General features: G+C 63.2%; 34 protein-coding genes. 21 read left to right on the top strand and 13 right to left on the bottom strand.

Going from position 1 to position 26,032, the window contains the following annotated elements; genetic code table 11:
* The first annotated feature begins 124 nt into the window (after positions 1–124).
* Entirely contained in the window at positions 125–802 is a 678-nt protein-coding gene (locus EMA17_RS55845; RefSeq protein ID WP_307721585.1) for a GntR family transcriptional regulator, read from the top strand.
* A 73-nt stretch (positions 803–875) separates the two neighbouring features.
* Here EMA17_RS55845 and EMA17_RS37445 read toward each other — a convergent pair whose 3' ends face one another.
* Together EMA17_RS37445 and EMA17_RS37440 are read right to left on the bottom strand one after the other, a co-directional pair.
* Positions 876–1,064, bottom strand: a complete 189-nt coding sequence (locus tag EMA17_RS37445; protein WP_246127149.1) for a DUF397 domain-containing protein — start codon at positions 1,062–1,064, stop codon at positions 876–878.
* The gene (locus EMA17_RS37440) at positions 1,061–1,897 is read right to left on the bottom strand and encodes a helix-turn-helix domain-containing protein (RefSeq protein WP_126641661.1); all 837 of its coding nucleotides are present in this window, start codon (positions 1,895–1,897) and stop codon (positions 1,061–1,063) included. The genes EMA17_RS37445 and EMA17_RS37440 overlap by 4 nt, the downstream gene beginning before the upstream one ends.
* Before the next feature lie 883 nt (positions 1,898–2,780).
* On the opposite strand from EMA17_RS37440, the gene EMA17_RS52180 reads away from it, so the two are divergent.
* The 5 genes from EMA17_RS52180 to EMA17_RS37425 all read left to right on the top strand — a co-directional run bounded on the left by EMA17_RS52180 (position 2,781) and on the right by EMA17_RS37425 (position 6,648).
* Complete coding sequence (locus EMA17_RS52180; protein ID WP_160161713.1) at positions 2,781–3,236, top strand: hypothetical protein; 456 nt, start codon at positions 2,781–2,783, stop codon at positions 3,234–3,236.
* The gene (locus EMA17_RS52175) at positions 3,233–4,021 is read left to right on the top strand and encodes a phosphotransferase (RefSeq protein WP_160161712.1); all 789 of its coding nucleotides are present in this window, start codon (positions 3,233–3,235) and stop codon (positions 4,019–4,021) included. Before EMA17_RS52180 ends, EMA17_RS52175 begins: the two co-directional genes overlap by 4 nt.
* A 356-nt stretch (positions 4,022–4,377) precedes the next feature.
* Positions 4,378–4,548, top strand: a complete 171-nt coding sequence (locus EMA17_RS52740; protein ID WP_170222327.1) for a hypothetical protein — start codon at positions 4,378–4,380, stop codon at positions 4,546–4,548.
* An 85-nt stretch (positions 4,549–4,633) separates the two neighbouring features.
* Positions 4,634–5,857, top strand: a complete 1,224-nt coding sequence (locus EMA17_RS37430) for a JmjC domain-containing protein (RefSeq protein WP_126641659.1) — start codon at positions 4,634–4,636, stop codon at positions 5,855–5,857.
* 14 nt (positions 5,858–5,871) lie between these two features.
* Positions 5,872–6,648 carry an aldo/keto reductase gene (locus EMA17_RS37425; protein WP_246127148.1) on the top strand — a complete coding sequence of 259 codons (777 nt, stop codon included), beginning with the start codon at positions 5,872–5,874 and terminating at the stop codon, positions 6,646–6,648.
* On the opposite strand, the gene EMA17_RS37420 is transcribed toward EMA17_RS37425, so the two are convergent.
* Complete coding sequence (locus tag EMA17_RS37420; RefSeq protein WP_126641657.1) at positions 6,633–7,478, bottom strand: hypothetical protein; 846 nt, start codon at positions 7,476–7,478, stop codon at positions 6,633–6,635. The two genes, EMA17_RS37425 and EMA17_RS37420, sit on opposite strands and share 16 nt — an antisense overlap.
* 1,208 nt (positions 7,479–8,686) lie before the next feature.
* Between EMA17_RS37420 and EMA17_RS37415 the strand changes: the two genes are divergently transcribed.
* The 15 genes from EMA17_RS37415 to EMA17_RS37345 all read left to right on the top strand — a co-directional run bounded on the left by EMA17_RS37415 (position 8,687) and on the right by EMA17_RS37345 (position 17,783).
* A complete protein-coding gene (locus tag EMA17_RS37415; RefSeq protein WP_126641656.1) occupies positions 8,687–8,944 on the top strand; it encodes a hypothetical protein in 258 nt (85 codons plus the stop codon).
* 694 nt (positions 8,945–9,638) lie between these two features.
* Positions 9,639–10,316: a hypothetical protein gene (locus EMA17_RS37410; protein WP_126641655.1), complete on the top strand. Its 678-nt coding sequence runs from the start codon at positions 9,639–9,641 to the stop codon at positions 10,314–10,316.
* A 72-nt stretch (positions 10,317–10,388) separates the two neighbouring features.
* A complete protein-coding gene (locus EMA17_RS37405; RefSeq protein WP_126641654.1) occupies positions 10,389–10,640 on the top strand; it encodes a hypothetical protein in 252 nt (83 codons plus the stop codon).
* Entirely contained in the window at positions 10,637–11,164 is a 528-nt protein-coding gene (locus EMA17_RS37400; RefSeq protein WP_126641653.1) for an antirestriction protein ArdA, read from the top strand. Before EMA17_RS37405 ends, EMA17_RS37400 begins: the two co-directional genes overlap by 4 nt.
* An 85-nt stretch (positions 11,165–11,249) precedes the next feature.
* On the top strand, positions 11,250–11,522 hold the full coding sequence (locus tag EMA17_RS37395; RefSeq protein WP_126641652.1) for a hypothetical protein: 273 nt from the start codon (positions 11,250–11,252) through the stop codon (positions 11,520–11,522).
* On the top strand, positions 11,519–11,725 hold the full coding sequence (locus EMA17_RS37390) for a hypothetical protein (RefSeq protein ID WP_126641651.1): 207 nt from the start codon (positions 11,519–11,521) through the stop codon (positions 11,723–11,725). Before EMA17_RS37395 ends, EMA17_RS37390 begins: the two co-directional genes overlap by 4 nt.
* A 1,050-nt stretch (positions 11,726–12,775) precedes the next feature.
* Positions 12,776–13,141: a hypothetical protein gene (locus EMA17_RS37385; RefSeq protein WP_126641650.1), complete on the top strand. Its 366-nt coding sequence runs from the start codon at positions 12,776–12,778 to the stop codon at positions 13,139–13,141.
* A 49-nt stretch (positions 13,142–13,190) separates the two neighbouring features.
* Complete coding sequence (locus EMA17_RS37380) at positions 13,191–13,484, top strand: hypothetical protein (protein ID WP_126641649.1); 294 nt, start codon at positions 13,191–13,193, stop codon at positions 13,482–13,484.
* Complete coding sequence (locus EMA17_RS37375) at positions 13,474–13,704, top strand: hypothetical protein (RefSeq protein ID WP_126641648.1); 231 nt, start codon at positions 13,474–13,476, stop codon at positions 13,702–13,704. The genes EMA17_RS37380 and EMA17_RS37375 overlap by 11 nt, the downstream gene beginning before the upstream one ends.
* A 78-nt stretch (positions 13,705–13,782) precedes the next feature.
* Entirely contained in the window at positions 13,783–14,328 is a 546-nt protein-coding gene (locus EMA17_RS37370; RefSeq protein ID WP_218043193.1) for a BRCT domain-containing protein, read from the top strand.
* A complete protein-coding gene (locus tag EMA17_RS37365) occupies positions 14,325–14,585 on the top strand; it encodes a hypothetical protein (RefSeq protein ID WP_126641646.1) in 261 nt (86 codons plus the stop codon). Before EMA17_RS37370 ends, EMA17_RS37365 begins: the two co-directional genes overlap by 4 nt.
* 14 nt (positions 14,586–14,599) lie before the next feature.
* A complete protein-coding gene (locus EMA17_RS37360) occupies positions 14,600–15,127 on the top strand; it encodes a hypothetical protein (RefSeq protein ID WP_126641645.1) in 528 nt (175 codons plus the stop codon).
* The gene (locus EMA17_RS37355) at positions 15,124–16,515 is read left to right on the top strand and encodes a DUF3987 domain-containing protein (RefSeq protein WP_126641644.1); all 1,392 of its coding nucleotides are present in this window, start codon (positions 15,124–15,126) and stop codon (positions 16,513–16,515) included. Before EMA17_RS37360 ends, EMA17_RS37355 begins: the two co-directional genes overlap by 4 nt.
* Before the next feature lie 293 nt (positions 16,516–16,808).
* The gene (locus tag EMA17_RS37350; protein ID WP_126641643.1) at positions 16,809–17,300 is read left to right on the top strand and encodes a hypothetical protein; all 492 of its coding nucleotides are present in this window, start codon (positions 16,809–16,811) and stop codon (positions 17,298–17,300) included.
* A gap of 252 nt (positions 17,301–17,552) precedes the next feature.
* Positions 17,553–17,783 carry a hypothetical protein gene (locus EMA17_RS37345; RefSeq protein WP_126641642.1) on the top strand — a complete coding sequence of 77 codons (231 nt, stop codon included), beginning with the start codon at positions 17,553–17,555 and terminating at the stop codon, positions 17,781–17,783.
* A 64-nt stretch (positions 17,784–17,847) separates the two neighbouring features.
* On the opposite strand, the gene EMA17_RS37340 is transcribed toward EMA17_RS37345, so the two are convergent.
* From EMA17_RS37340 to EMA17_RS37295, 10 genes are all read right to left on the bottom strand, one after another.
* The gene (locus EMA17_RS37340; protein WP_126641641.1) at positions 17,848–18,129 is read right to left on the bottom strand and encodes a hypothetical protein; all 282 of its coding nucleotides are present in this window, start codon (positions 18,127–18,129) and stop codon (positions 17,848–17,850) included.
* Positions 18,126–19,775: a LysM peptidoglycan-binding domain-containing protein gene (locus tag EMA17_RS55595; RefSeq protein ID WP_126641640.1), complete on the bottom strand. Its 1,650-nt coding sequence runs from the start codon at positions 19,773–19,775 to the stop codon at positions 18,126–18,128. The genes EMA17_RS37340 and EMA17_RS55595 overlap by 4 nt, the downstream gene beginning before the upstream one ends.
* Positions 19,776–19,847: 72 nt before the next feature.
* Positions 19,848–20,111, bottom strand: a complete 264-nt coding sequence (locus EMA17_RS37330) for a hypothetical protein (RefSeq protein ID WP_246127147.1) — start codon at positions 20,109–20,111, stop codon at positions 19,848–19,850.
* Positions 20,112–20,117: 6 nt separating this feature from the next.
* Positions 20,118–20,660 carry a hypothetical protein gene (locus EMA17_RS37325; protein WP_126641639.1) on the bottom strand — a complete coding sequence of 181 codons (543 nt, stop codon included), beginning with the start codon at positions 20,658–20,660 and terminating at the stop codon, positions 20,118–20,120.
* Positions 20,660–21,196 carry a hypothetical protein gene (locus EMA17_RS37320; RefSeq protein WP_126641638.1) on the bottom strand — a complete coding sequence of 179 codons (537 nt, stop codon included), beginning with the start codon at positions 21,194–21,196 and terminating at the stop codon, positions 20,660–20,662. The genes EMA17_RS37325 and EMA17_RS37320 overlap by 1 nt, the downstream gene beginning before the upstream one ends.
* A gap of 7 nt (positions 21,197–21,203) precedes the next feature.
* Positions 21,204–22,031, bottom strand: coding sequence for a hypothetical protein (locus EMA17_RS37315; RefSeq protein ID WP_126641637.1), 828 nt, complete (start codon positions 22,029–22,031; stop codon positions 21,204–21,206).
* On the bottom strand, positions 22,024–22,809 hold the full coding sequence (locus EMA17_RS37310) for a hypothetical protein (protein WP_126641636.1): 786 nt from the start codon (positions 22,807–22,809) through the stop codon (positions 22,024–22,026). The genes EMA17_RS37315 and EMA17_RS37310 overlap by 8 nt, the downstream gene beginning before the upstream one ends.
* 1 nt (position 22,810) lies before the next feature.
* The gene (locus tag EMA17_RS37305; RefSeq protein ID WP_126641635.1) at positions 22,811–23,884 is read right to left on the bottom strand and encodes a hypothetical protein; all 1,074 of its coding nucleotides are present in this window, start codon (positions 23,882–23,884) and stop codon (positions 22,811–22,813) included.
* Complete coding sequence (locus tag EMA17_RS37300; protein WP_126641634.1) at positions 23,884–25,113, bottom strand: siphovirus ReqiPepy6 Gp37-like family protein; 1,230 nt, start codon at positions 25,111–25,113, stop codon at positions 23,884–23,886. The genes EMA17_RS37305 and EMA17_RS37300 overlap by 1 nt, the downstream gene beginning before the upstream one ends.
* 1 nt (position 25,114) lies before the next feature.
* Positions 25,115–26,020: a phage tail domain-containing protein gene (locus tag EMA17_RS37295; protein ID WP_246127146.1), complete on the bottom strand. Its 906-nt coding sequence runs from the start codon at positions 26,018–26,020 to the stop codon at positions 25,115–25,117.
* Between the last annotated feature and the right edge of the window lie 12 nt (positions 26,021–26,032).

The following is a 26,032-nucleotide window of genomic DNA, read 5'->3' as shown; positions in this document are numbered from 1 at the left end:
GACAGATCGAGAAGGCCCGCCGCATGGACGGGCCTTCTCGATCGGCCTGGGACGCCCGCCAGGGGCGGGCCGGCTACCTTGCCACCAGTGCTTCCGAACGAGGCCAAGCGGCGGCACTTGCGGCATGAGCCATCGCGGTCAGGTCAGCTTCGTGAGCCCGGATCGCGGCCTCCAGCGCGGCGCGCCGCTCGGCCTGGCGAGCCTTCAGCAGAGCTTGCTGGGCAACAAGCACAAACGGCCGAACGAACTTGACTTCATCGGGCTGTGGCTGAGCTTGGCGCACTTCCACGGGGGGCGTATCACGGAAGCGAGGATTCGCAGGTGCCAGCGCTGGTGTCAGCGAAGCGTCCCGTCCCCGCGAACAAAACAGGAGGCGGGCGCACCATGCGAGTGCAGAAGCAATAGCATTGCTCACGTCGATAGCTCCTCAGAAAGCTACGGCCAACGCCCGGGACCGGTCGCACGGTCGCCGGGCACTTTCATGCAGTTCAGCCGCCCACACTACGAGAGTGGTTCAGGTGGTTCAAGTGGTTCAACAACTACGCTGTCCGACGTGGAGAATGACCCAGCCCTCTGGCCGCATGAGAACGCGCTTCGAGCCCTCACGACGCTCGTTGAGTCCCTGTCTCCGGGATCACCACTGCCCAGCGAGCGCGTACTAAGCGAGCAATACGGGGTAGCTCGGAACACCCTGCGCCGCGCTCTGTCAGATCTTGAGGACCGCGGGCTGATCGAGGTGGTTAAGGGCCGCGGTCGGCTCGTGAGGGAGCGGCCAGCTCCTCCGGGCGTGGCGCAGACTTGAGAAACGACAGCGGGCCCGCCGGTGGCGGGCCCGCTGTCCTATCCATTCATTCACGCGCTACGGAAGGCGCGGATCAACTCGGCTTGATGGCCTTCAACATGGCCGACCACGCGTACGGAGCGATCTCCAAGTGGCCTCGTTCGCGGTCCTTGGTGTCACGCACCCCAGTAGCGGTGCTGTCGAGCGGGGCTACCTCAACACAGCTTGCGTCGCCGTTCGAGTAACGAGACTTGCGCCAAGGGCGTCTATCGATGCTGGTCACAGCACATCCAATCTTTCCGCAATCATCGCCCGAGACTGGTCTTCAGTGACTGCCGCAGACCTGAAGTGCGCTAGGTCTCGGCGGTAGCGCTTCACAATGCGTTCGCGCTTCAAGAAGTCCGTCCCTGACTGGTACTCAATCAACGCCAAGGGCTGTTGCCCCAGGTCTGACGGGAAGTCCATGACCGTGACTCCGCCCAAGAAGCTCGTGCCCTCAGCGGCAGCGGGCACGATCCGCAGGCTGAGGTGGTCCAAGTCGCTGAGGTCGAGCACATGACGTAGTTGTGCCTTCAAGGCTACTCGCCCGCAGAACTGATCCGTCAGTGCCGTCTCGGCCAGGGTCACGCACAGCTTGACGCGCCGATCGATGATGACGCGTTGTCGCTCCAAGCGGACACTCAGAAGCATCTCGGCATCGTCCGGATCGGGAACGAAGGCGCTCCGCATGATAGTTGCCTGCGCGTAGCTCTCCTCCTGAAGCCACCCCGGGAACAGTGCGTGCCCCGCGTCCATTTCTACAGCCAGCGACTCCCAGTAGATGAGTTCTTCGTACTCTTCTCGCAGGACGCTGTGGTACGGCTGCCACCACTCGTCACCCTGTGCACCGCCAAGAAGGCGCAGGAGTCTTATCCGGCCCACGGGTGTCAGTCCCAGAGGGCCGGCAAGGTCTTCGACGTGATCGGCTGTCACCGGCGTCTTGCCGGTCTCGATCCGCGACACTTTGGCCTTGTTCCAACCGGGCGCGAGCGCCGCCACGGCTTCGACTGACAGGCCCTTCTCGGTGCGTAGGCGCCGCAGTTCGGCGGCAACCCCTCCCGTCCGTCGTGGCTCCACAAACAGCTCCTCGGCTCAGATCTGATGAATCATTCCGTGGCGCATCGCTGTAACGGTTGCTGTAACAAGTGTTGCATGCGAACGTGACGAGTCAGTACCGCACTACGCCGCGTGATCATCATCGGTGGCGGCACTGCCGATACACGCAACCGGAAGAAGGCACAGCCATGCCCGGTGACAGTGACAGAGCCCACGAGTCCGCACGCAATTTTGCCGACGAGTACGAGGGTCGCGAAGTTCAAGAGGTCATCTCTGGCCGCTCGGGTACCGTCTGCGGTTACGACGGGCCGAACGTCAAAATTCGCACGCGCTCGGGGATCGAACTCCTGTCACCCGTGCGCCGGTTGGCGCCCGCATGAGACTGCCCCGGTGTGCGATGCCTCTCCTCGCACGCTGGGGCTGTGAACCTCCCGTGACGTAGTTCTCGGGAGGGGTGGCAGCGCAGCGGCGGCTCGCCCGGCTGCGCGACGAGCGTAGGGGACGGGGATCTACCTGGACAGTGGCCCCGTCCCCTACGTGCCCCGATTGGAAGGGACACGACAACAATGACAGATTCGGCTGCCGAGATTCACAGTGGCGCAGCCCGAACGTTGGCCGTTGAGCGGGTACAGGATGCACGGCTGCGGGATCTTGTCCGGAGATGGACCACCGACGTCCAGGCGGACGACGACGCCACCCAGGCCCAGGCCCAATGGGACGCCGCCGTTGCCCGCAAGAACGAAGCGAAACGCATTGCCGCGGCGCGAGCCCAACTGAAGGCTTCCGCCGACCTGTTGGCGGCTTTGGCAGATGCGGTCCCGCGCAACAACGCGCCGGCAACTGAGGGGCGTCGTCTGCGGCAACCATGGCTGCGGTGGTTTCGCAGGGGATGGGGGCGGACCCGATGACCACCCTGCCGATTTCCGCGCATACACAGGAGGCAATTACCGCAGGGAACGCGTTTCTCGCGCGGTACCGACACGCCGTCTGCCGCAACGACGAGACGGGCCAAGACGGTGTACTCATGGACGCCGTAGGGACACACCTCTACCTGCGCGACGCAAGCGGCTTCGAGTTCGACTGCTACATGGAGTACTTGGTGGTCGTGAGCCCGCCCCCACCCGTTTCTGGTGCGTACGTGCGGTACGTCGGCACCGACGACTCGACGCGGCGTTCCCCCGGGCAACTGATGGAGATGTGGGCGCTCCGCGGGGGCGGTGCGATGGCCACGGTTCAGCCCCCGGCCACGGGGGCGTGGTTTGCACTGCTGTCGGATCTCGTGTGGACCAACTTCCCGCACCCCATGGGGCATGTGGCGAACTGGGCCGAGCTTTTCTGCGTGGAGGGCGAAGCCTCATGAGTGCAACGTGGTACGAGGCGCTGCCGGTGTATGTACGGCGCGCCGTCATCGGGCAGATCGGTGGAGTCAAACCCGGGCCTGCGGCTACGGACCCACACACGAGCTGTGCTGCCGGCATTGTGATCCGCGGGGATGGAGAGCGGGTCTTCCTGAAGGCTTCCAGCCGCATCCGCAATCCTCACTCGGCCGCCAGTCAGGGCTACGAAGTCATCGCAGCAAACTTGGTAGCGCCGCTCGGCATCTCACCCCGTCTCATCCGAAGCTTGTCGGTCGACGAGTGGTCGGTGCTCCTCGTTCACGAGGCTCCGGGGCGCCCGGCCGACTACTCGCCCGGTTCCGCCGATCTGCCTCTGCTGGTTCAGGCGTTACGCGCGGTAGGTACGGTGCAGTTGGCCCCAGGCTCGGGTCTGCCCACGGTCGTGGATCGTTTCGGGCCGCATCTCGCACCCGCTCATCGCTCCCTGCTCCAGGGCAGTTCCCTGCTGCATTACGACGTATCGCCCGGCAACACGCGAGTTTCGAACGACGGGACGCTCGCGCTGTTGGACTGGGGGCGAGCCAGCATCGGCCCGGCCTGGGTGGAAGCCGCCGGGATGTATCGATGGCTCGTATACGCCGGGCACACGCATACGAGCGCGATGAGGTGGGTGCTGGAGGTGTGCCCGGCCTGGAACAGCGTGTCCCGCTCGGCTCGGAGCGCGTACCTGGCCGCTGCCCGGTCGGAAATCCCCGACCCTCCCGAGCACTGCGAGGGCTGGCTCCCGTTACTCGTAGGGAGTGCCTGAGCCGTGGGGAAACAGAAGCAACGCCCGGACGGCAGCCTCTACCCGCTGGAGCCGGACGAGTGCGCCCAAGGCGGGCACCGGTCGACGCGCGGAAACCTGTCCACGTGTTGCGATTGCGGGTCCGGGATGATCCCGGACGCGTCGTCGTGCCCCGATGACTGAACCACCCCAACCACGCTCTCGAAGGGTCTACCAATGAACGGCCGACCACGCAGCCGGGCCCCTCCGAACCGTTGCAGGTTCGAACCCGTACTGCGCACGATGGAACCGGCCCGAACTCCTGCCTCATCGGCAGTAGTTCGGCCCTTCGCACAGCGGCACAGCACTACCCACCCGATATGGAGGGAGTGATCCGCATGAGTGATCCACAACGCGAGGCCGTTCAGGTTCTCGCTCACGATCTGGTCGTCACGATCGAAGAACTCGGCGCTGTCCACGACCGCAACGACGCCGATCGTTCTGACCCGCCGCCCCACGCCACCGGCGACAGCCAGCCGGACGGCGACGGCCTGAACTACCCCGCCTAGTCAACTCCGAGCGCACGCGAGCCACGGCCGCGCGGTACATGCCGCGCGGCCTCTCCTTTCTGCTGTCCCCACTTGGAGGCACGCTGTGGAACACCGGCTGGTCAACGCCGTCGAACAGGCCCTGGGCTGGCGTGGTTCAGCCCAACTCGGACGCGAGTTCGCCCGCGGCGGCCTCGGAGATCCCGACCTGCTTGAGCGCCTGCTGACCCCGAACAAGCTCTTGGACCTCGTGATGCGACGGAGTTTGAGCAACCCGCAAGTCAGGCTGTTTCGGGAGGGGAACGAGTTGCACCCTCGCGAGTACCTGAGCCCCGTGACCACGCGCCGCGGGCAGAACATTTCCATGGTGAATATGCGGCGGCTGGGCAACCTCCTCGACTCCGGGGCGACGTTGGTGTTGGACGGCGGAAACGCTTTCGACGCCACCCTGGAGGTTGCCTGCCGGGCGATGCAGTGGTGGGCGCACGAACGAGTGCAGGTGAACATCTACACCACCACCGGCGACACAGCCGGGTTCGGACTGCACTGGGACGACCACGAGGTTCTGGTCGTACAGATCGCCGGCGAGAAGGCTTGGCAGGTCCGGGGGGCATCGCGCGTTGCCCCGATGTTCAGGGACTCGGAGCGGAACGACACACCACCCAAGGACATCGTGTGGGAGGGCACGATGGTCGCCGGTGACGTCATGCACATCCCTCGTGGCTACTGGCATTGCGCAACTCGCGTAGGGCAGGGGGCGGGCGGCCACAGCACCCACATGACGTTCGGATTCCCCCGGCGCACCGGGGCATCCTGGCTGGGCTGGCTGGCCGAGTGGTGCCGAGACGACGAAGTCTTCCGCCACAACCTCCACCGCGACGACTCTCCACGCGAGCAGGAGGAGCAGGCCCGAGAGCTGACCGAAGCAGCCCGAAAATTGATCGCGGCCCGAGGGCCTTCCCTCTACCTCGACCGCATCGAGCAGGAGACGACACCCGCTCGGCACGTCCCGTGGATCGAGGCGTTCGGTCCCCTGGACGCCGTGGTCTGCACCACCGAGTTCGCCCCGCGTATTGACGTGAACGAGGGCCAGGTCGAGATCGTCTCCAGCGGCCTGCGGCTCGGTATCGCTGCCGAAGCCGAACCTGCCGCACGAATGCTGCTGAGTGGGCATCCCGTACACCTCACCCCGGAAGTCCCTATCGAGACCCGGCTCGACGGCATCCTTCGCGGCTTGGCCTCCGTCTTCGTCAAGGAGGGACTGTGTTCAGTCCTGACCCCCGAGTTGTTCTCGGGCTACACCGATCTCGTTACCAACGCCATACCCTGACCACCGCACTGGACATGGGCGTCCAAGCCATCGACACGGCGACGAACTACGCCAGCTTCGGGGCACACAGGCGCCTTGCCAGCGTGGCCCCGGACCTGCTCAACCGCCTCTTCATCTCGACCAAGGTCGGATTCTTCCCCCAGCCGGGAGGAGCGGAGCACTCGCTAGACCCCCGCCGGCTACGGTCGGCGATGGAGCAGGCAGCGCGGGACCTGGGCCGCGAACCGGACGTCGTTTTCATCCACAGCCCCGAAAGATCGCTTGCGGCAAAGGTTCGCAACGAAGCAAGAGCCGTGCTTGCCGCGGCCTGTGCGGAAGTCGCCGCAGCCACCACTGACGGGATGTGTGGGGCTTGGGGCATCGCATCCTGGAATCCGCGCTGCCTACCCGCCCTTGTCGATGACCGGCTGCCGAGACCGAACGTCCTCATGACCCGTGCTGGGCTGCTTGCAGGCATCGAAGTCCTGAACGCGGCTGACGCGCTTGCAGCCCAATGGCAAGTCGACAAACATCACCGCTGGGGCATGAGCCCCTTCGGAGGCAGCACCGCAAGTGAGCTGTGGCAAAGGGTGGATCCGCGGATTTTCCTTCGGGATCCCGGGAACACCACGCGGATCGAAGCCGCCTTCCGTATTTCCTACTGCCTTCCCTCTGTGTCCGCAGTAGCCGTGGGCACCGACGATCCCGGTCATCTGCGCGCCCTCGTCGAGGCATTGAGACTCACGCCCCATGCGGAACGCCTCGCTGCCTATCGAGCCGGGCTGCAAGCACGGGCTCAGCCAGCGTCTTGAAGCTCCTCAAGCAACCGCTTCGCCTGGCGGCAACTAGGTGCGTAAAGGGGGTCGGCGGGGTCGCCATACTCGCCGACCACCTTGGCGCAGAAGAACAGGGCCATGATCCGACCGCACCGTGACTCCAGGTCTGCGCACCGCTCCCGGTGTACTCGTTCAGCCAGAGTGGGAAGGGCCAAGGAGTTGCCCCACAACGTTGCTGCGTCGAGGCCGCGGGGTGCGAGGCCCCAGTCCTCCCAGTCGAGAATCCAGCAGTCCGGGGCCGTTACGTTCGCCCAGTTCAGGTCGGCGTGCGCGGGGATCCACTCGTCCACCGTGGTATCGATGTGGTCGCCGAACGCCTTGCCAATCGTGCTTGTCACTCCGACTTGAGTAATTGTCACCGTGTCCGGAGTTGCCACACGCGTTGTCTCCTGCGCAGCCAAGGAGTCGAGAGAAGCGTTCAGCGTTGCCCACCACGCGTCCGACAACTTCGGGTCGACGGACAATCGGCCACCGGACTTCACCGGCTCCGCGGCCACGAGTTCGGTCTCGTCGGCCCGCCACATTGCCGATACCTCGGTGTCCCGCCACGACATGCCAGCGATCCACCTTGGTTGGGCAATGCCTTCGAGCGTCGCCGCAGTCTCGATGCCGTTCCAGCCTTGGCCATCGATGCGCGACAGCGGCCGACGCTCGATCCGTACCCACGTGCCCCGATCGGTCACGGCACCGATCGAACGCCGTTTGCGAATTACGGTGCCCGCACGAAGGTGCGTCCCGAGGCCGCGCTCGACTCGGCGAAGGATGCCATCGATGGCCTCAGTGCGCAGGTCCGGTGTATAACCCATGCCGCGAATCTAACCCCTTGCGGCTGCCTTGCGCAGGACACCTCAGTCGGCCCATCGGTCCAACCACGGGGGCCCGGGACCAGCCGATCACTTGGAGCATCGGCCGAGCAGCCTGTCAACGCATTTAAAGCGCCAAAGATATACACCCGCACTAAAGATGTAGCTGACCTACGAGCAACTTTTGGACGTTGTCATGTGAGAAGTGGCTCACCTCACGGCCGTTCATTCATTCACACACCAAGTCAACATGGGTTTTGGCGATATTCGGTACTCCGGAGGCGCTGACGGCTCCGTACGGGCTTAGAAAGGTCTGAGGGGACTCCCGGGACGGGTGGGCCCCAGGAGGCCGTCAGGCTCGCGCTGAAAGATTCAGACCCGTACCTGCCCGGAGGACAGCACCCCCGGTGGGTCCTTATGCGTGAATGCATGATGTTACCCCCGTCTGCATATCCATCCATTCATTCACGTTCACCCGTTCTCCTCCGCTACCACGGCGCCAGGAATAGCCGGCAGGGCGCGAGGGTGCCGGCTAGGAGCGTTGCTCCGGCCTATCGCTCGACTTCGTTCGTGAATGAATCCTGTGGCGACTCCCACACTCTCCAGACCGTTCGAGCATTGCCAGAAAGCTGTACGTGGGCTACACGCGCGCATGTCCCGCGCACACTCCACTTGCCAACAAGAGACGAAAGGCAATGTGACCGGCGTCACATACACAGAAGTTGTCTTGGTAGGTCTCTGGCCCTTAACGTTCTCGGTGTCGGGCAAGCCCCACAGAACAGCCACCGAGTACCGATCAGCGAGCACGCTGATATGAGGGAAAAGAGCGCTTTCGTTCTGGGGCGGGCAGTCCCGGTGATGGGTACGACAAGAACGGAAGCGCAGGAAACTCTGAAGGTTCGGGCCACACCCGAACACGCGGAACCTGTCAAACCGTGTATGGGGCTCCCTAGTCCCCCAATCAATTCTAGGTGAGTTCTCCCGAGTGGCGTGGAGAACAGCAACGAATCGGGCATAGGAGCCGGAAAACGGACTACAAATGAAAGGGAGTACGAGCCGCACTGCGCATTGCCCGAACGCACTACCAAAAACCATAGGCGTCGCCCTCAGACGCTTACGGGGCCACTGTGGTACTTCGTGACCACGGGGCCGCAAGAGGCTCTTAGGGGGGCGTCTATGGCCTTTGGTGTGCCAGGAAAAGAGGATGCAACATGATCATCGGTATTAGCAGAATATCCGGCGGCTCGCCCGCCATGATTCACGACGGGAACAGCTACAGGATGTACCGCTGGGCTCACTGCACCACGTGTGAGCACGGTATCGAATTGCAGTACGTCTACAACGATTCCCTCGGTAGGGCACTGGGCTTCACTGACACCCCTACCGAAAATGAGGTGGACGAGACCGTAGCAACATGGATGAAGGAGCACGTCTGCCACACGGGAGTGGTCTCTCTCGTGAAGGAGTAGTTCGCCATGCCCAAAAAGTTGACTTGGTAGGACAGGAGATCGGTGTACAGCAAAGAGTTCGACAGCGTTAATCAGTTGACCGAGTGGGCCGAGAACCGCTATCTCCCTCGGCACTGGTTGGGAAAGTCGACCATCGCACTCGGAATGGCACTCCGGGCACATGGGGTCAGTCCAGAGAAGATCTACGTCCGCAAATTGGGACGCGGATGGGAACTCGTGGCTGAGTTCAGCACTCGTGAAGCCCCCGACTGGATCGCGCAGATCGGGACGTACGACGGAATCCAATACGTGGCCTCCGGCTACAACCTCGTACTTCTGCCCGTGTAGCAACATTCGCTTCAACAATACGGAAGCGGCCCCGGAATGACGCTAACACTCCGGGGCCGCTGTCTAAGGAGTCTACATGACCTTGTCCGGCGTCTTTGACTGCCCGTGCTGCGGCACGGCTGTCCATGGCTACAGGGGAGACCCCTGTCCTTCGTGTCACGAGCACGACGTCTGTGATCTCGAAAGTGCGTGGCATTGCTATACCGGGTACTGCGACGGATCTGGTTGCACATATCCGGGCGAATGTGAGCCGGTCAAACAAGCGGATTCCGTCGCTGCTTGACGTGCTTTGGTCGGGCCGGTCTCGTACCGGCCCTGTCCATGGCTTCTCAAGCCAATTTCCATTCAATCGACTCGGGGGAAATTCATGTCTCGAACCAAGCGAATCAAACGCATTGCCGCTGCCATGCCCATTGTGCAGCAACTGACGGACTACACCCGTGATGTCCACAAGGGTGCGGCCATATGGGACAGGGAATCCCTCACGCTCTGGTTGGCCACGCCATTCAGCCAACACCGTGATGCCGAAGCACTCGAACGATCAAATTTCGAGGTTATTTCGGAACGGCTGAGCGAGGAACACCCGGAAACGATCCAAGCGCTTCACTTCGGGCACTGGGCCTACGGCTGGTACGACCGCATCTATGTGCGTCGCGATGACGCCCTTGCGCTGCGGTCCGTTCAGCAGTGGATCGATCAGCTTGCCGACTACGGGGTTGCGGACGACGTTCATTACTCCGAAACCGAATGGGAGATGAATCACCCCAGCGACACCGAATGTTACGCACAGGAAGATTGCGAGTGTCCCGTCAGAGAGCTTGAGCGGAAAATCGATGCTCACGAATGCATCACGCTCTTTCGCGAGGCAATCGAGGACGGTTCCGCCTCACCCTCGAACGATTACGCCTGGGACTGCCCCTATTGCTATGAGTGGGATCAGAACCACGTCGAAGCGGGAGAACGCGAAGAGGCAATTCGGGCGGGCGAGATTCGGTTGATGTATCGCGCTCTCGAATCGGCGGGGCAAATGCGTCTGCCTCTCTGACCTCTGTTCCGCTTTGCCGGGGCTCAGACTCTCTGAGTCTCTGGCATGGTCGAACAGAAAGGGAGAGCCAGCGTGAACATCATCGAACTGGCCAGAGTAGTGCACATGCACGAGGGCATCGTGCATGGATCTTGCGCAGAATTCTATGACCTCGAATTCCCCCAGTTGACGAATGCAGTGGCGTTCGTGGAGTCCTTGGGGTGGGGGCAGCAGGCTTGTCTGCGGGACGCGACTTCGGCTTTCAACGTCCCGGTGGTGGTTCAGATGCCGGTTGCTTTTATCGACGGTTTTGACATCCTTTCAACCTTGGCAGGAAATCAATGAGTACCGAGCGTATTTACGTAGCCAGTCTCAGCGACTACAACCATGAGATTCTTCACGGGGCGTGGATCGATGTAGCGGATAATACCGAATCCGGGATTTGGGATGAAATTGAGGCAATGCTCAAAGCATCCCCCACGGCCCGGAAATACGGTGAAGCGGCCGAAGAATGGGCAATTCATGACTCTGAGGGGTTCGATCCGATAGCGATTGGCGAGTACACCCCAATTGGGGACCTCGTCATTTATTCGCGCCTAATCGAAACCTGCGGATCGGCCGTGTTGGCTCACTTCCTGGGCGAGAACACGTGCGCTCTCAATGAATTGGAGCGGCACATCAAGGATCGCTACGTAGGCACTCACGACTCGTTCCGAGAATTCTCGGACTCCTATGCAGACGCCATGCTCTCTGAGTATCCGGACTTCATAACGGAGTACTTCGATTACGAGTCGTACGCCAGAGATCTTGAGAACGCATACGACGTGGTCCAAGCACCCGACGGTGTTCACATCTTCGCTGACAACTAGGCCCCGAGTGCTTTGGTCGGGCCGGTCTCGTACCGGCCCTGTCCATGGTCCGCCGGACCTGACATCACACGTTAACAGGAGGATTATGCCTGCCTACATTCTCACAAATGCCGATAGGGCCGAGTGGGCAAAGGAAGCGCTCGAATTCTTCACAGGACTGACGGGACAGGATTGCCCCGATTGGATGATCTATACCGGGAGCGATGACGAACGGGACGCGGCTCAAGTTGTCGTTGCCGACTTCCTGTGCGACTTGCGCCACGCCTGCGACTCCTTGGGCCTCGAATTCGAGGAGTGCAACAACCGGGGTCTCCAGCACTACCAGTACGAGCGGGCAGACGAAGAGGAAGACGCGTGAAAACAATCACCGGGATCGGGCAGCGCGGTGACTATTCGTGGATGGTGGTGATCGTCCAAAGCGAATCGTGGGCGAACACAAGGGATCTCGCGCGGGAACGCGTCGGGTGGTGGGGGGCGGAATACGTGGGTTTCTTCTATGGAGCCCGCGATCGGCAGGACGACTTCGCGAACCCCACCGACATCATTGACGAGAGGAACTGAGGCAGGAATGGCGAAACCGCGTCGCTCTGGTGGTTGTGCCGCAAGGGGTTGCTTGTGGGGGCCCGAGTGCTCAATCACCTTCGAATCCGAAGGTACCGCGTGGACCGAAAATCGGTGCTCCGAGTGCCGCCGGGAAGTCAACCGCTATGGGTCCACGGGAATACCGGGCGTCTCCCCCGAAGGTAGATCGGTCCGCATCTACGTGATCAAGGTGGAGGAATGGGGGACCGGCAACGGTGTCGATGTCGAAATGGCGTGACGCCAACGGCGAACACTCTCCCGTCTATCGCCTGGTCCGCCGTTTGAAGGTCGGAGATGTCCTCACCGAGGGGTCACAGCGGCGCGTAATCGTCTCGCTGTATCGCTGGTCGATGGCTTTCACGCTCCATTCCAACGGCCTTCCGATCCAACACATGGACATCAGGTTCCGCGACGGATCCAGCACCCGTATGGAGTGTCACGAAGAGGTCTTGACGTTGAACCGATGGGATTCGAAACGCTACGTGGCGTCGCTGGACGCAAAGCACTAGCGGACCCCTTTCATGCGGGCCCGGCAATTGGGCCGGGCCCGTCTGATGGGCGCCCGTCAAGAGGGAGCCACAAGCCGAAGGTGCAATGTGGGAGATATCAGATTTCTGCCTGAGTTCGGGTTCAACGTAATGCTCAAGGACACCACTAAGGTCGGACATCCCGTCCTTCTGAACGAGCAGCGTTCGCAAAGCGCGGTCCTGCCGTTCGTAGTGTCGCAGCTCACCCGAAGTCTGTTGGCTGCGGATTACAGGGACGACGTTCCGAAGCGAGAAATCGATCGAGTGCGCTTCGAACGCGCGGCCCTCGTCGAAGTCGAGACCGAAGAATTCTTGAATCATCTCGGCCGCTACGAAACGTGGTGGGGATTCGATTGGCGCCGAGTCGGTGTGTGCTACCGAATGTGGGAAGAACGCGTAGCCACGGACCCTTGTGAGTGCGACGCGGATCTTTACCATCTCGGGGTCCCCAACGGCCAGTGTCCGCACCAGGGGTCGGCGGAGCGTTGGGAGCGGAGGAGTAATGACTGAATCCTATGGTCCGCTGGGAAGAGCCGTCCCCCACGAGACCACACCGGTCCCGCTCCGCAGTGACCCCTTCCGTGACAACCTCGTCGATTTCCTGTTGGGCTTCGTCCCATGGCGCATTTACGAGTTGCGCTCTGCCAGCGAAGGAGAGCGCGAGGCAATACGGGTGATGGCTCTGGATTTGATTGCCCACTACGGAGACATCCTCCAGTACGGCGGCAAGCAGACCGAGAAGCGGCGTGAAAGCCGCGTGGCCTTGATGAGCGCCGTAGCACTGCTCGCGCTCCAGCCCGGAGGAATCTCGGTTCTCGGAATCCACGCATGCGCCGAGCCCCACGATAGTTGTCCCGGGAACGAGTGAGCACGTTGACCATAAACCGTCTAAACCTTGGAGCGCCTACTTGTCGCAAATGAAGCGCTACATCGAATCCTTGGATTCGATCGAATGGGATCAGGTGTCTCTGTATTGGGATGACCTGTCCGACCTTCAAGCCTCCGCCGAGAAGGCCGCCGTGATCGACAGCCCGGCGGGTCGGCACGTGGCTTTGTCTCGCATCTACGTGGATGCCTACGACCGATCGACGCTCTACCCAGCAGACGAACGAACGAGTGCTCACTGCGGGCTCGTCCAAGCGGTCGGGGCCATCTACCAGGACGCACTACGCAGGCATAGGGCGGGGGTGACGGCGTCCGATGCCGCCTGACGAAGGGAACGCGACGCCCGAGCTGACGCCGCGTCTGTGGCTGTGCACCGCACCCAGTCTGGGCCAGTTCGAAATGCATGTCATCGAGCTGGAAGCACCGCCGGATTGGACTGAGGGCATGGTCCGGGTCGCGGTGTGGACCGCCCTTTCTCTGGCGGGTGAGGACATCGAGCTAGACGACGTCGACGTCAGCGACACAGGCCCGGTGCCTGTCCAGTAGTGAAAGCCGGTTGGGGTTCATCAGGGGGCGGCGAGACGTCGCCCCCTGGTGATGTCCGCCCGGACCGAAAGGGGACTCGTGGCACGACGAGTGATCGAAGTAGTCCAGTGCGATGCATGCGCGGCGAAGGGAGAAGAGGTACCGGCGTCCGACGAACTTCGTCTCGGGACGGATGCCTGGGACCTGTGCGGCGAACACGCGAACCGATTCGCCGGCTGGTTTCGGGACCTATTCGAGATGCCAACCGAGCCCGAAGCCGACGAGGACGAACCTGGGCCGGATGTCCAGGAGGACGACGAAAAGTCGGGCCACCCCACGGGGCCGGCACCCACCGTCGTCATCACCGGCAGTATCCCCGGCTACCACCCTCACGATGCGGCCGACGCGGTCAGAAGCAGGGGTTACGTCGTCGTCGATGAGATCGGCCCCGATACGTCGCTGATCGTATGTGGCGACGACCCGTCGGCAGCCCTTGTGCGAGCAGCGCGCAAGGCGGCCACGGGCTGCTTTGACGCTGCCACACCGGGTGCATTCGCCCGCGCGATCTCGGCTGGTCGACTGCCCGAGGGAGATGAACTCCCCTCCCTGAAAAGGAAGTCCACTCGATTGAAGGAGTCTGCATGAACCGTGACGACGCGCTGTGTCCGCATTGTGGAAGTACCGACTTCGAAATCAATCCACCTCTGTGTCTCCGCTGGGACGCGAGCGGAGAGCACGGGCCCCCAAGGTTTCTCCGCATCGATACGGAGGACATCGAGGTGACGTGCGCTGATTGCCAGAACTGCGTCCTCGACCGGTCGGTGGTCTCGACCATGACCCAGATTGCCGCTTCCTTCAACGCCCAATGGGGCGCCAGCAGCCCCCTCGAACCCACCAACTGATTATAGGAGACAGCATGCGTGATTACCTGGTCACCGGCTATTGGGGCGGAGCGTCCGCCGCCGACACGTTCGAACTGCGGGCCCGCGCATCGAATGAGTACGACGCCTGCACCGTCGTGGCCAAGATGCTCCGGGATCGGCTTGACCCCACTGCGGGCGACGTTGACCTGACCCGCCTGTTCTTGGAGCGAACCGTCACGGACGTGCGGGAACTGGTCCCCGTCCACAAGAAGGCAGCGGATCTGATGGTTCTTCAGGTGGCCGCCGAACAGGCGTTGGTCGACGAAGGCAAAACCGTCCATGTCTCCGTGACGGTGGAAGTTACCGAGTCCGTCTCGTACGAGGCCACAGTGACGATGGAGGTTCCCGCGAACGTCGCGCGCAGTGCCGCAAGCGTGCGTGAGTACCTGCTTGAGCACGAAGAAATCGGACTTATGGAAGCCGTGTGGAACGAGGATCCCGACGGCACCGTGGATGAGCAAGACATCGACAGCATTCGGTTTCACGGAATCGTCGAGGCGCAGGAGGACCGGGCCGCGTGACCTCGATCGATGCCATGCAGTATGGCCCGCTCGGCGAAGCAGTCGAGCGGGCCCTGCCCCACACCGAGGCGGACCCAGTAGGGGTGTACGCGGCGGCCTTGACTTTGTTCTCGTCGGCCTTGAACGGGCACATACGAACGGGCAAAGCGCGACCCGTCGGCGTCTGGACGGTTCTGGCTGGTCGTACAGCTGACGGCAACAAGGGTTACGCCTTGTCCACCGCACGAGCGGCCGTGGGCCCTTCGATCAGCGGGTTCCTCTCGGCCCGTACGTACTCAGGTATCACGTCGGGGCCGTCGCTTGTAGACCTTCTCCATGGCTTGGAGGTGGCCACCAGGGGCACAGAGGGAGGAGTGGACGGCCGCGCCCTCCTGGTCGAGCAAGAGTGGCCCACAGTTCTTCGCCGCAGTGCCACGTGCCCGACGTTCGGGCCTCACCTTCGGACCGCGTGGGACGGACAGAGGATCGCCAACCGCGCGAAGGGGAAGGACGGCAAGGACAACGAGCAGATTGTTGCCCGCCCCCTTTTGGGTCTGCACGCTCACATCACCCCCGGCGAGTTCGCGGCGTACATCAAGGTGCGGGATGCACTCGGCGGGTCCTACAACCGCTACCTCTTCATCTCCGTCGAAAGTGATGTTGTCCTCCCTGAGAGCCACGTACCCGAGATCACTGAGTCGCGAGATCTGACGGACGCCTACACATGGGCGACTTCCAGGCCACGAAGAATCGTCTTCGACAGGGAGGCGTCCGAGCGCTTCGACGCGTTCCGGGTCGAGCATCGGGCGAAGGTCCGGGCCATGCCCGACCACATCGGCGCGTTCGTGGCTCGTGCCTCGGAGCAGGTTCAACGCGTCGCGACCGTTCTCAGTGCCAGCGCTCGCCGCTCGTTCATTGATGTGGAATGCCTCGAAGCGGCCATGGCCTTCATTGAGTACGCCGGTGCTTCCGTCGAGAAGCTGGTTACAGATGCTTCCGCGACGAAGGCGACGAGCGTTGTCCCCAAGACGTTGCCCGAGCTGATTCGGGGGGTGATCCAACGCAACGGCGGCGAAGCCACGGGAAAGCTGATGACGCGCGGCCTGATGCATCGAGCGACGGCTGATGAGATCAAAGAGGCGGTCGCGTCGATGTCTGACGTCGAGATGGTCAGGGGCCAAAGCGCAAGCGGGCTGGGCAACCGCCCGACGGTGTACCGGTTCGTGAGTCGCGATGAGAGGCAGGAGGGCAACGAGCCCGTGACAGAGCCGCCTTCAACTTCCCCGCCGCTCCGGGTGGTTCGAGTAGCACCGGATCGGCCGTCGGCCGGTTCGACCACGCAGGCCCGGGTTCCCAAGCCGCATGCTGCACGCCAGGCATCGACCAACCCTCTGCGGGCGCTGCTCTGAGCCAGCATCGGCTGAGACTGCGGCCCGAGGGCCGGCTTCAGTGCCTCGCATGCCGAGCAGCCTGGGCCAACGAGGATTCTGCGACACGGTCAACGCAACCGTGCCTGGGCTACCCGCTTCCGCACGGACACCCGTACGACCGACAACACGTCGTCTACCCCACCTGGTACCACCGTGGTGACGGGCATGGGCCCGACCGGTTGTGCGACGAGGTCACGTGCTGGTGCATGAGCCATCCCTGTGACTGCGACGTCTGCGCGGAGCGCATTTCCGCGCCGCGTCTGAACGTCCTGATGGACAGTCGAGAGTTCAAACCAACCAAGGAGAGCAAGATTTCTGGGCTGACGACCGTTGCTGTCGGTGAAGGACTCTGGGGCTACTGCGAGGCGGCCGATGCGCATGCAGCCATTCGGGCAGAGCTTCGGTCGTTGACCCGAAGGCCGGGGAAGGGTGCTTCTGGCGCCGTTTCGTCGGTCACGCGTGAGTGGATGGTTGAGCGTGCTGCGGAAATGGCAGTCACCGGTAGGCAGGCGCAGGGGCGACGAGCGGCAGCGGCGTTCGTGGAGAAGCACTCTGTTGTGAGCCCGCCACATGTTGACGCGGGCCCGGGGAAGGCGGAGGTGCCCCTTTCCAAAGCGTCGAGTGATGCCTACGGTGCGACCGCTCACCCGGTCGACTGGGAGACCGGGGAGGTCCACCACTACGAGACGGGCGAGCTGATCGGATATCTCCGGGGTGACGAGTTTGTGGCTCTGCGTCCGCTCGCCGAACTCGTCTGCCCCTAGCAAGGATTCAGTTGTTTCATTCTGTCCGACCGCGATTGGATTTCGGACCGGGGACTGTGCACACTGGTGGAGCACCAGCCTTCGGAGAGCGCCATTCGACGAAGATTGCGGATGTCCGATGCAGCTCGGCTCCGCCTGCCGCCCGGCACCTCACGGTGCCGGGCGGTTTTGTCATGTCCGAAAACGGAAGGCAACTGTCGGGGTGAGATGCGATCCTGGGTCGAACCCCACGACCGTCCCAGGAGCACACCCATGAACCCGAGCCTGCCGACGTTGGCGTTCCTGGCTCCACCCTCGGAGCCTGAGCCAACCTTGACGGTTGCGCCGACCCGGCCACAGACGCTCACGCCGTTCTCGATCTCCGTGCCGGAACAGGCCGCACCCACCGTGGCTGAGTCGGACAGGCGTCCGGTCTACCACGCCGTGTCGGGCCTGCTCGTGGGGTGGATCGTGGGCAAGGACTTCGTACCCGTCGACGAATAGCCGCCGCGCCGCAATACGAGAAAATGGCCCCGGCCGCCCTCTGGGCGGCCGGGGCCATTGTGCGTTAGGCGTTCTTCGCCTCGGTGGACTCGTCGTCCTGGTCGCCGTCCACCAAGCCGAGGTAGCCGATGACCGGCATTACCTCGTGCTCGGGAGACGGCGCGTACAGTGCGTCCGTCGTCTTGCGGTCCTCGGTGCGCTGGACGACCTCACCCAGCCCCAAGAGCGCAGCCGCCAAGGGGATGACGATCTCGATCGGCAGGTCGAGGCCGTAGTAAACGGCCAGCGGCAGAGCCGCAGTCACGATGGAGTACAGGCGGGCAGGGTTGGTACGGATGAAGGTCATGCTGCCTTCACCTCTTTCTGAGTCTTCGTCGGCTGCTTCTTCTCCTGCTCCTTCTCCTTCTCCTTCGGGGTCTCGATCGGTGTCGGTTCGGGCTTGTTGATGACCGGCGGCTTGGGCTTCTCCGTGGGCTTGGGCTTCGGCTGCACGACGATCACGTTGATGGTGTTGTTCACCGTCACGTTCACATTCGTGACATGCACGCAGTGAATCGTGTGCCGCTTGCCCTTATGCTGCTTGACGGGCGCGGTGGTGTTCGTCTTCGGAGTTTTCGACTTTCGAGGATTCACGACCAGCTCAGCCGCCGCGCCTCCCCTCCCCGGGATGTTGATGCGCTGGCCCGGGTAGATCTGATCCGGGTTCGAGATCTGGGGGTTCGCCGCCAGGAGGCGGCTCAGTGACACTCCGAGGGATGCCGCGATGCCCGACAGCGTTTGCCCTTCGCGGACGATGACGCGGGCCCCCGCAGGAGGCGGTGACGTCGGGCTCTCCGCGGGCGTGGACGGTACCTCGGTAGGAACTCCGTCGCCGAGGATCGTCGCCACCATGTTCGCCGCCTGGCGCTCCCAGCGGGCGTAGTACGTCGGGTAGCCGGACCGCTGAACGTAGTCCGCTACCTCCCAGAGCTGGCGTGTCCGCCAATCGCTCCACTTCGCCATGCTGCGGGCCTGAAACTCCCTGTAGAAGGCGTTACTTGCATAGGTCGGGTCCTGGAGCTGAGCCGGAGTCCCCCACCCCTGGGAAGGCCGCTGCTGGAAGAGGCCGAGGGAGTCTCGGTCGCCGTAGGACAGGTTCCGAAGCGTTGACTCCTGGAGTGCGGTCGCCACCGCGATGACGTAGGCCCGCGTGGGCAAACCCCGCTCGCGGCCGACCTCGACGATCGTCCGCGCGTGAGCCCACTGGCTGTCATTGGGGGAGAACGTCTCCTGCTTCACCGTCAGTGCGTACGGCAGGAGTTCCGACGAGCCCGCGGTGGGCGGATCCACCGGCTTGCCGGGGCCGGTTGGCACACCCGGCGTCGCCGGTGCGGGTACCGAGATGACCTGACCCTCGTTGATCTTGTCCGGGTCCTTGATCGACGGGTTGAGGGCGAGGATCGCGGCGATGCTGACGCCCAGGGCCGCGGCGATGGCAGTCAGCGTCTGCCCGCGCTTTACGGTCCACGTGCCCGAGCTGCCGCCGGGCGATGTCGAGCCGGAGGTGTAGGCCGGTCGGCAGTAGCCGTGGATCCGCGAGAACGAGCGGTCGTGCTTCTTGCGGTAGACCCCGTCACCGGTCGCGGAGTACGTGGCGCTGGTGTTGCCACCGATCGTGGTGATCTCGGAGTCGGAGACGCCCACCACCAGCTCGACGTGCGAGCCGCCCGACGGTCCGAACATGACGAGGTCGCCGACCCGAGGAGAGGAGTAGAAACGCCCCTTGTTCTTGTACCAATTCGTGCAGGTTACGCAACTCGCGGTGATGGGAACAACGTCGGTATTACCAGTCTTGACGGCCAACCAGCTAATGAAGGTTTGGCACCAAGCATCGTTCTGTGCCCATCCGAGGCCCGGTACCTCGGGTGGATATTTCGTCCAGTTGTCTCGGCCTTCCTTGTAGCCGACCTGCGTAGCAGCCAGCTCGATCATCGACGCAGCGGAATTCGCCATGGTCCTCCTGTTTTTGGGCAGCAAAAAAGCCGGCCCCCACGAAAGTGGATCCGGCTTGTCTCGGCTACGTGTTTAGATGCGTGGCGGTTGGACCTGAGATGGGGCGAGGGAGGTCAGGATCTCGATGAGTCGCGCGTTTTCCCTCTCGATGCGCACGAGGCGTTCCTTGACCTCGTTCATGTCCTCCTGCAATCTATCGGCCCGAGTTTTTTGTGCCTCGGCTTCGCCGCGCCATACCTGGGCGGTGTTGATGTGCCAGGCTGCCTTGACCATGACCAGGGCAGCGATTACGGAGGCGAGGGTTCCGGCATAGCCGAAGATGTCAGTCGGCGTCATAGGGCCTCACAGTGTTGGTGAAATCATTCGCACGGAAAAGCGGCTCGATCCCGCTCCTTCGAAAACGGCCGCGCCGGCTGCGTCGGATGTGTCCCAGTAGGCTTCGACCCAGTCCCCGGATTGGAGGTTGACCAGGGTGGATGCCTCGCAGGCGTCCCACCATCCCGCCGCGGCGGTCGATCCCCGTGCGCCTTCCGTGCCGTTGACACGGATGACCGCCGAGATTTGTGTGGTCCCCCGTCCGCTCGCGGCCTGGCAGCGCAGGCCCAGGCGTACTTCGTACAGCCCGGCATGGCGGATGCTCGCTGCCCGGTAGGCGAACTCCGAGTTTGTGAGGACATCGATCTCGCTCTTTTCGACCGCGCCCCATGTGATGTTCCGAGCCGGAAATGCCCCGGCCTTGACCACTGCGGCGCTGAATGCCGCTGCGGGTCTTGCGCACAGGCTCAGGCGAGTTCGATATATCTGTTCGTCGAGCATGGCCGGCGTGATCAACTCTCCTGCCACCCACGTGCGTGGGGCGGGAAATATGGGGGTGACGATGGACATCAGCTTTCCCCTACGTAGTAGACATAGGCATGGGTGCCGCGCTTGACTGCGCCGTTTCCGATAACCACGCCGGATCGACCGCTGGAGAAGTAGTAGGCAAAGGACACCACGTCGCCTGCCCGCAACTTCACAACCCCGTTGATGCGGCCCGTCGACATGAACCCCACGTCTGCGGCGGTTGCGGCACTGCCGATGACTTCTGTCCCGTTCACTCTTACGTAGGTAAGGATGTGGCTGATGCCACCGACGGGTTGAGCCAACACTGCATAGTCGATCTGATAGAGACCGGGTTCCTGCACGAGGATGCCGGAGGCGGCACGAGGAGCGCTGCTTTGGATCGCCACTCCCCGGAACTCCCAATCGGTCCACGAGAGCTGCGTCACGGATCCGCCCGCGGTCTGCGTGTTGTCCGCCGTCCAAAGGGAGGCATACGGCGGTTGGTACAGGAATGCGGTCGTGTCCCGCAGTTGTTCGTTCAGCTTTTCTGCGGTGACCTGTTCACGCGCGTTCCAGCTTTTGATGGTTGGCTTTGGCATGCCGTCATCACCCCAGATAGGTAGTCGGACCGAGGCGGGATGCCAGGTCGCCGAGAATCCACGTCGGTAGTCCGTCGGATTGGCCGGGGATCGTGATGACGACGCAGGCGGCGCCGCGCACGGCTGTGTCGAGCCGCAGGGATCCCGGTGAGGCGCCTGCGCCCGGTGTGTCGGCTGTGAGAACACTGACGCGGTCCTCGCCCCAGACCCCGAGTTGCGTGGTGCGGGCCATCACGCCCGGGGGCCAGGCCGCCCCGGTCAAATCGCTGCTGACCGTGGCCGCCAGGTAGAGCGTCGTGTGGTTGCGAGAGGCCGCGAGCGGAATCTCCGTCGAATTGGAGACCTCCTTGATCTCCACAACCGGTGTGACGCCCAGGGCGGACAGGTCGGCGGCCCGGTATACGAGGTTCGTGACCGCGGCGTGTGCCGCACCGCCCAGGTCCCACACGACCTGCTTCCCGCGTTCGGGAGCCCACGGCCACATGACGACCTGCAACAGCACGCCGGACGCGCGCAGCCGGTACTGCGTGGTGAGTAGGCCGGCGGGGGCGACCACGCTCGGCGCCCTGTCGATCGGCCCGACCGACGTGCAGACGGACACCACGAGATCGGACACCGCGACTGCGGGCAGGCGTAGTTCGACACTGGGGCTGTTGACGGTCTCGCCCTGGCTGCTGCTCCGATAGATGGGGAACTCCTGAGCCGGCGGTGCCCCGGTGCGCCACTCCAGGCCATCCCAGTACAGGGCTTCGGCGGATCCCCACGATGTTCCGGAGCGGGCGGTGAGCACTCTCTCGACCCACGCTGTTCCGTTGTACTCAAGGACGTTAGGCATAGCGCACCCACACATCTCCTGCACGAGGGTTCGCCGGAGGGTTGGGGCCCGAATACACGCGGGCGGAACCGATGTTGGAGGCGGATACCGCGCCCTCGGCGTGAACATCACCACCGGTCGTCACCTCGAACACGACCGGACCGCCGCCGGTCCCACTGCGACCTCGATGCCCCCGGATCAGTGGCGATCCCGGCTCGGTTTGGAACGAGCCGACCGCCAGGGGCAGATGGGCTCCCACGGGATCGATCTGAAGTGCGCCGCTGTTCTTCAGGCGGGTGAAGTCCTTCGTGCCGGTGCCGTCCTGGGCTCGCAGGACCCACGCGTTTCCGACGCCGTCCGCGGTCCCGGCGACTGCGGGCGGGACCGTGACCGTGAGCCAGCTCGTCTCGGAGACGGCTTCGACCACCCCACCGGTTTTGGGCAGCACCTTGGAAATCTGGTCGTTGACGTACGCCTTGCTGCGGTGGGGGTCGTCCGCCGTCGCGTGGTCCCTCAGCCGCTCACCGACCGTCGTCGACACCAGCGCCAGGCGGCCGACCCCGAAGTCGACCCACAGCCGTTCGCTGTCGTCGGCAGGTCCGTAGAAGGGCGCGATCATGCCGCGGTGGTCGGCCTGGAGCTGAATCAGCGGAGACCCGTCCGCCGCCGCGAGGTCGGTGATCCGGCGGGCGGTCTCGCCCGGCCCGTCCCAGGCCGTGCCCACGGCGCCGGACATTCGGCGACCGTCGATGTCCTCCGCCACATCGGCGGGGGTTCCGCCGAAAAGATTCCGTGCCATGTCAGCCCCTTTCGTTGAACACATTGGCTTCGTACACACCGCTGAAGTAGATGCTCGACTGAGCGGGCATTGTGGTCAGGACATCCATGCCATCCGCGGCGGACCATTGGCTTTGGGTGTACAGCGAAGGGTTCTCCATCCCGTTCCCCTCCCAGCACAGGGCCTGGAGCAGCATGAAGTTCGGCATGCCGGATTTCTCGTACGGATTCTGAAGATGACCCGTGAGTACCTGTCCCACGGTGCCGCTCGCCTGCATGGGCAGTCCGAGGCCCAACGATTCGCCGTTGGTGCGAATGGTGATGTCCGTCGCGTTCTGGATCCTGGCCGTGAACCACACCGTTCCGGGAGCGATGAAACGCCACCGGCCGACGGCACGCAGTTCCGCCGGCGCATTCGTCGCTCGTGCCAGACGGGGCGTGTACCCCAGCGAGCGCCCCAGATGGCGGGTCACCATGTACCCGTCGCGCCCCCTCCACCCCTCGTACTGGGTATCGGAGCCGTCCGCGTCCATGTCGAGAACGAACGTGCCGGGAACCAGGTTCTTCGAGGACTCCTCGACGTTCCAGGCCATGCCGACCGGGCTCGGGGTTCGAAAGGTACGCCGATCGCGTGGGGAAATCACGCCGTCCTTCGGCGCCACGATGATCTCGTAGAGCACCATTTCCCAAATCTGCCCCGGAACCCTTTGAGGCTGCGGGGCAATCGGAATCGTGGCCGGCTGCCCCTTGACGATCGCCAGGTTCGTTGCCCCCCGCGTGAGGTCCGTTCGAATCACAATGGTGTCGAGTCGCGTCTGATCGGTCGGATTCGGAAGGACGTCAAGTGCGAGGGCCGACGTCAGCTCGTAGTGGAAGCCTCCGACGACGGCGGCACCCGGACCCAGTTGAAGAGACCTGCCATTTACTACCTGATAATCGAACGGTAGAGAGCCGTTCGAATAGCCTCCAGCGGTCAACTGGAAGTCCACGCAGTCACCGCCCCACGTGGTTGCCATGCGTTGCCACTGGACCTGACTCACCAGATCCGTAGCTCCCGAGGCGTTCTTTTCCGTATAGGGGTAGCTGATTTCCGCCATTAGAGCCTCGCTTCGAGTCGTCGCACTCGATCGCGCATGGCGGCCACGTGTGCGTACAGGTTCAGGGGCGCATTGGTGCCCTGTTCGCCGATTACCGGGGTCACGGACGAGGACTTCCCGCCGTCTTCCACCGAGATGTTGACCTCGCGGACGATGTCCGAATACTCCTCGCCATCGACCGCAACCGTAACCCGATCGCCGACGAAATAGTCTCGACCGAACTGGATCTGTTCGGTGTCGATGGGATAGATCTGGAAATTGCCGCTTCCCGCGCCTTCCTTCAGTGCCGCATCAGCCGCTTCGACCACGGCGAGCTTCGCCTTTGCGAACTCGTCGTCGGTGGTCTCGGCTTTCGCCTTGATCGGGAGACCGGTTGCGGGGTCCGTCTTCAACGGGAGGTCACGGCGATCCACAAAGCTTTCGATGGAAAACCCCCACTCCGCCTCGGCGGTGGCATCGACCTTCTGATGGATGTATCGATCGGCGCCTTCGCCCTGACAGGCAACGATGGCTCTCGTCACCCTCGGTGCGGTCAGTGTCCAGGTGTACTCGCGCAGGTTCCCCAACTCCGTGGAAAAGCGGACCTTCGTCGACTTGTCCGAGGGCCTGAAGATGTCGAGGACGATCTTTCTCAGATCCGGATTCCACACGAACCTGTAACCCACGGACTTCGCCTTGCACCATTCCTGGAACTTGGTGCCAAGGACGTCGAAACGAAGGCTGTCCGCCACTATGTCACCCAGCCCGGGGTTCGGTCCGATAACAATTCCCGGAACGCGACGGTCGACGAGGGCGTTGTCCCCGATACTCCTGTCCAGCTCCCACCAGAGCGCTTGACCGGCAGGGCCGGATGCCCCGCGGTTGTCCGGCGCCTGATACTGCTGATTGATCGGCTTCGTCGGATCCGGCCAGGCGAGCCGGTTGAACGCCACCTTGTTGTCGCACTGCCCGGATATGTAGACCGAGCCGGGTCCTGTGTGTTGCTCCACGGTGAAGTAGCGGTTGAATTCCTCGACCTGTCCGGAGATGACGGGGACGGGGACGCCGTCTTGCCAGATCGCGATCCCACCGCCTTTCTCGATGAGGCGGGATTGCGCGGTTCCGTCTTTGAGCAGCAGCTTCCAGTACCCCTTGTCGCAGTAGCGCACTGTGAAATCGAGCTTGGTCCAGGTGTCGATCTCGCCGACTCGATTGAGGTTTCGATCGCGCACCTCGATGCGATATCCCATGTCAGTAGCTCTCGTAGCGGGGGCGAAGCGTCAATCTCAGCCGTGGATCTCCTGCTCCTGGTACGAGCACAATGGAGACGGTTGATTTACCGGCCGGCACCGACCACAAGGAGGGGTTCGGGCCTAGCAGCGGCCAATAGTTCTCGCCGCGGTCGTCGACCAGCGTCTTCTTCCCCGGCCGCGTATCGACGGAGAGGGTTCGCCCGTCGGCAACAGCGGGTTGGCCATCGGATCGGCCGGGAAGGGCAAAGGACGCTCCTGTCGGCGATGTGAAAGTCAGCGACCGAACAGGGCCCTTGATCTCCCACACCGGCCACGCCTCTACGTCACCCGGATTGATGACAGGTACCGCCTCGGACGAAAGCACACCCTTGTTGATAGTTATCGGCAGAAAGGGCGTCGCCCCCTTCTTCAGGAACGCCGACCCCTTCGTGAAGGTCCACTCGGCAACGGTAAGATCCGGAGAATAGAACCAAGGGTCGTGGGCAATCAGTTGAATGCCGTAGCGGCACCATTTGAACCCGGCTGTGTCGACGCCTTCCGCGCCCTGCATGCCGTCGACGTAGTAGCACCAAAGATGCCGAGGCTGAGAATCCGCCTCGGTGAACGTCAGTTTGCAGGCACCGTTGCGCGGGTTGAGTGCTCGTGAGAGCTTGCGCTTCAGCTCCTTGAGCGTGCGCCTGTCGATACCTTGGAGATGGAGCGGCAGCATGATCTGTCGCGCGGTCGCCCTGCTCGACCGGTAGATGCTTCCGTCCAAATTCGGGCTGTCATCCGCGTGCAGTTCAAAGGGCGGCATGTCGAGCCCGGTCGCGCCTTCGCGCATCATGATCGCCGGCCACTCTCGATCGACGAATCCCGTCAGGGGGATCTCTTCGCCGGCACCGTTCGACCCTGCGATGGACACATACGTGTGGGC

The sequence above is a fragment of the Embleya hyalina genome, from assembly GCF_003967355.1.
In the GTDB taxonomy this organism is placed as follows: domain Bacteria; phylum Actinomycetota; class Actinomycetes; order Streptomycetales; family Streptomycetaceae; genus Embleya; species Embleya hyalina.
This window is presented reverse-complemented; position numbering and strand designations above follow the sequence as displayed.